Here is a 5,905-nt window from a genome sequence, read left to right on the forward strand (position 1 = left end):
CTTTCAACCAGCGAACCTTTAAGGGCCTCACCCGCGACGTTAACGGTATGAACGCCTTCTTGAAGGCCGCCCGACTCCAGCAATGCTTTAAGTGCTGAAGGAACGGTATTGATCAAGGTGACGTCATGTTCGCACTCTTGCAGGGCCAGCACGTTCTTGACCACTTCAATGCTGCCGCCAGAAGCCAGCGGTGCAAAGCACTCGTAAACGGCCAGGTCAAAGTTCAGTGAGGTCGAGAACAGGGTTTTGGCCAGGACTTCCGGCTCAAACGCCTGTTGTGCCCAGGTCAGGAAGTTGACCGTATTACGGTGCTCGATCATCACGCCTTTCGGCAGACCGGTAGAACCCGAGGTGTAGATCACATAAGCCAGATGGGCAGGCGTCAGGCCTTCAATCACAGGATTGGAGGCGGATTTGTCCTGCCAGCTCACCTCATCCAGATTGACCACAGCCACATCAGCAGCCGACAACAAGCCCAGAGTCGCAGTCTGCGCCAATACAGCCGCAGGCGCACTGTCCTGCAGCATGTAGGCAAGTCGCTCCACCGGATAAGCCGGGTCCAGAGGCACATAACCACCACCAGCTTTCAAAATAGCCAGCAGCCCGACCACCATATCGATACCGCGTTCGACGCAGATCGCCACCCGCGAATCGGGCACAACGCCCTGGCTGCGCAAGTGATGGGCCAGTCGGTTGGCGCGCTGGTTCAGTTCGGCATAGATCAGATGTTCATGGCCATAAACCACGGCAACCGCATCCGGCGTACGTTCAACCTGAGCCTCGAACAGGCCATGCACGGTCTGATCAAGCGGGTACTCGGCGCTCGTATCGTTGAAACCCTGCAATAACTGTTCGCGTTCGGTTTCCGGCAAGACCGACAGGCTGCGCAGTGGTGCCTGTGGTGTCAGTTCCAGTGCTTCGACCAGTTGCAGCAAGGCCGCCTGCATATAGCCGCAGACACGCCGGGCATCCACACCTTCCTGAGCCAGCGCAGTCAGCAGCAGGTTATCGCCCAGATCGTCGACGTTCAGGGTCAGCGGATAGTTGGTTCGCTCTTCGCCGGACAGGCCTTCGATACCTTTCCAGGCCTGCAAGGCTTCCGGCGTGATGGTGCCCGCAGCGCTGTGGCGATAGTTGAGCAGTGCGCTGAATAACGGCATGGATGCTGGCACGCCGCTGCAACGCTGGGCCAGAGCCAGGGAGGCATGTTCGTGGCCGAGCAAGTCGGTCAGCCGTTCGTGGGCCGCCCTGACACCGGCGCGTACGCCCTGCTCACCTACTGCCAGGCGCAACGGCAGGGTGTTGATGAAAAGGCCGATGGCGCGATCCGTGCCTTCGCCGCCTTGCATGCGGCCCATCAGCACAGTGCCGAACACCACATCCTGCTTGCCGGCGATTGCTCCCAGCACCACGCCCCACGCCAGATGCACCAGGCTGGCCAGGCTCACGCCCAGATGACGAGCCTGGGCCCGCAGGCGTTGATCCAGACCTTCGGCCAGTGCCTGTTTTGCTTCTTCGACACCACCGCCGTCGCCCTGCACATTCTGCAAGCCGAAAGGCAGCGTCGGTTCATCGACCTCACCCAGCATGCCGCGAAAGAATGACTCGTGAGCTTCACGACTGACGCCCAGACGGGCCTGAGCTACATAGTTGCGATAGGCGATGGCTTCGCCCAGTTCCTGCTGACGCCCCAGCAGCCAGGCCTGCATCTCATGCTGGACCACTTCCAGCGCGGTATGGTCCAGCGCCAGGTGATGGAACAGCAGCAAGGCGACGCACCGCTGATTGGCCGTATCTTCGGCAAACAGGATGCGCAACAGTGGCGGCTGAGCCAGATCGAGACGGAAATGCCGTGGATCGAAGCGCGCCTGCAATTGCTCGGCGATATCGCCTTGCGTCGGGTCGAGGCTGACCTCCTCGACACTCAACTGTGCCTGACGGCAGACCACTTGCACCGGGCTGTCGAGGCCTTCCCAGAACACAGCAGTGCGCAGAATGTCATGACGATCGACAACGGCTTGCAGCGCCTGAACGAAATCACTCAGGCGACCGCGATCCGCCATGCCAAACAGCGTCTGCAACACATAGGGATCACCCTGTTCGGCCGCCAGATGGTGATAAAGAATGCCTTCCTGCAACGGAGCAAGAGCGTAGATGTCCTGAATATTGGCAAGACCACCCGGCACGCTGGCCACGATACGGTCGATGGACGTCTGATCCAGATCCGCCAGCGGCAGCATGGCGGGAGTGATGCGTTGGCTATCGATGCCAATGACGTTGGCCGGAACACTGATTTCATGACTCTCGCCGACCGCAGCAGCCAGTGCCGCCAGGGTCGGCTGACTGAACAGCACCCGCACATCGGCGCGCAGGCCCACCTGACGCATGCGCTCGATCAGGCTGACGGCAAGCAACGAGTGCCCGCCCAGTTCGAAGAAATGATCGAAGCGCCCCACTCGCTCTACCTTCAGTAACTGCGCCCAGAGCGTGGCAAGGGTTTCCTCGACCGGCCCCTGAGGCGCCTCATACTCGCGGCTGGCGAAGGCTTCAGCACCCGGTTCAGGCAAGGCGCGACGATCCAGTTTGCCGTTGGCCGTCAGCGGGAAGGCGTCAAGCATCACGAATGCAGCAGGCACCATGTACTCGGCCAGCGAGCCAAGCAATTCATCACGCAAGGCCTGGGCACTGAGTTCAACGCCCGCTTGCGCAATGACATAGGCCACCAGACGTTTCTGACCGGGTGTGTCCTGTTCGGCGCGGACCAGCACTGTGGCGTCGGCAACACCGGCACAGGTGCTCAGACGCGCTGATATTTCACCCAACTCGATCCGGAAACCACGAATCTTCACTTGATCGTCGTTACGCCCGCGGTACTCGATGCTGCCGTCAGGCCGCCAGCAACCCAGGTCGCCAGTACGGTAAAGCCTGGCGTCGGTGTCTGTGCCAAACGGATCGGGAATGAATTTTTCAAGGGTCAGGTCGGGACGGTTCAGATAGCCCCTGGCAACGCCATCACCGCCGATGTACAGCTCTCCCGTCACACCCAGCGGCGCGGGCCGCAGATAAGCATCCAGTACATAAACCCGGCTATTGCCGATAGGTCGACCAATAGGAATGCTCGGCCCGTCGACCCGCTCGATCTCCCAGGTGGTGGAAAAGGTGGTCGCTTCGGTGGGTCCATAGCCATTGAGCAGGTGACGGGGCGCGCCATTTGCCAGGACCCGGGCAATCACCACGGGGTCGAGCACATCGCCGCCGACGATCAGATAACGCAACCGGGCAAATGCATCGCTCAGGCCCGATGCATATTGGTGAAACAGGCCAGCCGTCATCCACAGCACACTCACCGACTGCTCCAGCAGCAACCCGGCGAAATGCGCCCTCGACAACAGAACGTCCTGATCCACCAGGACCACGCAACCGCCATTGAGCAGCGCGGCCCAGACTTCCAGCGTACTGGCGTCGAACGCCGGGTTGGAGGCAAACGCTACGCGGTCTGCGGCATTGAAGTCGGCGTAACCGTTATCGATGACCAGGCGACTGATTGCCCGGTGTGTCACCAGCACACCCTTTGGCGTTCCGGTGGAGCCAGAGGTGTACATGACGTAAGCCGGCGCACCACCGACCAGCGCCTGTTGCGGTACGGGTTCAGCCTCAGCGTCCAGATTCAGGGTATCGAGATCCAGACGCGGAATACCGGCCAGTGGCGCACGACTGCTCACACTCAGCAATACACGGGCCTGGCTGTCCTCAAGGATGAATTGCAGACGTTCGGCAGGTGCATTGACGTCCAGAGGCACATAGACCGCGCCGCACTTGAGAATCGCCAGTTGGCTGATCAGCAGCTCGAATGAGCGCTCCAGCTCCATGGCGACCCGATCACCCGGCTGGATGCCCGCTGCGCGCAAATACTCCGCCAGCACATTGGCACGCTCATTCAACTGGCCATAACCGAGCTGTTGCTCGCCATGCACTGCCGCCGGTGCCTCGGGATGAAGGCTGGCATGGGCCTCGAACAGCGCCGTGACGCTGCTGTCGCGAGGGTAAGCGCGCATTGTGTCGTTGAATGCGGTGAGCAACTGATTGCGCTCGGCAGCCGGCAGCAGGTCCAGCGTGCTCAAGGCACGCCGAGGGTCCTGCTCCAGCGCCTGAGCCAGTTGCTCGAATGCGCTCGAAAGATAGTCGCCGATCCGCTGTGCGCCGATTTGTGCCAGGGCCAGAACGCTGATGACGAAACGGTCGCCCAGATCGTCCACCGAAACGGTGATCGGGTAGTTGCTTCGCTCTTCACCCCCCAGTATCTGCAAACCATGCCAGGCTTCACGGGCCTGGGTCGTCACAGCCTGTGCCGCGCTGCCATGGCGATAGTTGAGCAGCGAACCGAACAGCGGTGTCGGTGCCGCCACGCCACTGCAACGCTGGGCCAGGGCCAACGATGCATGTTCATGCCCCAGCAGACCGGTCAGGCGCTGGTGAGTGGCCTTGATACTGGCATCCACACTCTGGCTACCCAGTTCGACCCGCAACGGCAAGGTATTGATAAACAGGCCCAGGGCACGGTCGGCACCCTCGCCACCTTGCATGCGGCCCATCAGTACGGTGCCGAACACCACGTCTTCACGGCCGGATATACGGCCCAGCACTTGCGCCCAGGCCAGATGCACCAGGCTCGCGGCACTTACGCCCAGGCGCCGGGCATGACCTCGCAGAGTAGCGCCCAGTGTTTCATCCACCGGCAGCCGGGCTTCTTCGATCACCACATCGGGGTTCAGGGCATCGGTGAAACCGAATGGCAGGGTCGGCTCTTCAACATCCGCGAGCATGTCGCGAAAGAACGCTTCGTGGGACTCGCGCCCTGCCCCCTGACGTGCCTGAGCCACATAGTTGCGATAGGAAACCGCTTCGGGCAACGAGTCCTCGACGCCCAGCAGGAATGCCTGGGTTTCATGCTGCACCAGTTCCAGCGCAGCATGGTCGAGGGCCATATGATGGAACAGCAGCATCGCCACCCAGCGCGAGTTGAGTGGGTCGGCCGCCCAGACAAGACGCATCAGCGGAGCCTGTCGAACATCCATCCGGTAATGGCGGGTGTCGAAGCGCTCTTGCAGTTGCCGGGCGATATCGCCATCGGCAGGGTCCAGGACGACTTCATCAAAGCCTAGCCGGGCTTCTTGCCAGACCACCTGCATGGGCTCGTCGAGACCTTCCCAGACAATGGCAGTGCGCAGGATATCGTGCCGGTCCATGACGCCTTGCAGGGCCTGGGCAAAGTGCTCAAGCCGCTGAAGACTTTCTGCACCGAATATCGTGTGCAAGACATAGGGGTCGCCCTGGGTGGCCGAGATATGGTGGTAAAGAATGCCCTCCTGCAACGGCGCCAGCGGATAGATATCCTGTACGTTTGCCGCACCGCCCGGCACGGTTTCGACGATCCGGTCAATCGCTTCCTGGCTAAGGCCGGCCAGGGGCAGCATGTCCGGGGTAATGCGAAAGGCCGGGCTCAGCCAGTCGCCACCGTTTCTCTTCACCAGGTCGATCAGCGCATGCTTGTGCAGGCGCATGCTGTCCATCAGCGCGTCATCGAAACCCTCGTCATCCCCCAGAATGACAAGGTCACCTTCCTCGTGCTGGAGGCGGATCGGGTGACCGGAAATGATAGCCATCAATTCGTTGAAGAGCATCGAATAACCTGCGCTGTATGAGTTCTGGAAAAGTCGGCGGCAAACACAAGGCGACTTCACGAAAGAGGCGAAAGACCGCCTTTCTAGGATGGGAAAAAACTAGAGCATCGGTTCTGGACTGTCTGTCACGGTATGTAGGGACAGGCGGGATGCAAGACGTCAGGGGCTTTGGGAAAGCGGCGTCCCCTTGAACGGGGACACCGAAAGGTCAACAAAGAGACAGA

At 60.8% G+C, this 5,905-nt stretch carries 1 protein-coding gene (running past one end of the window); it reads right to left on the reverse strand.

Going from position 1 to position 5,905, the window contains the following annotated elements; translation table 11 throughout:
* Positions 1–5,681 carry the 5' end (the start) of a non-ribosomal peptide synthase/polyketide synthase gene (locus JL015_RS01485; protein WP_201017128.1) on the reverse strand. Its footprint begins 25,192 nt before the window's first position, so the window shows 5,681 of its 30,873 coding nt (coding positions 1–5,681); it begins with the start codon at positions 5,679–5,681; its stop codon lies off the left edge, out of view.
* Positions 5,682–5,905: the final 224 nt, after the last annotated feature.

Origin of the sequence: Pseudomonas cichorii (assembly GCF_015471405.1) — a bacterium.
GTDB classification, from domain to species: domain Bacteria; phylum Pseudomonadota; class Gammaproteobacteria; order Pseudomonadales; family Pseudomonadaceae; genus Aquipseudomonas; species Aquipseudomonas serbiensis.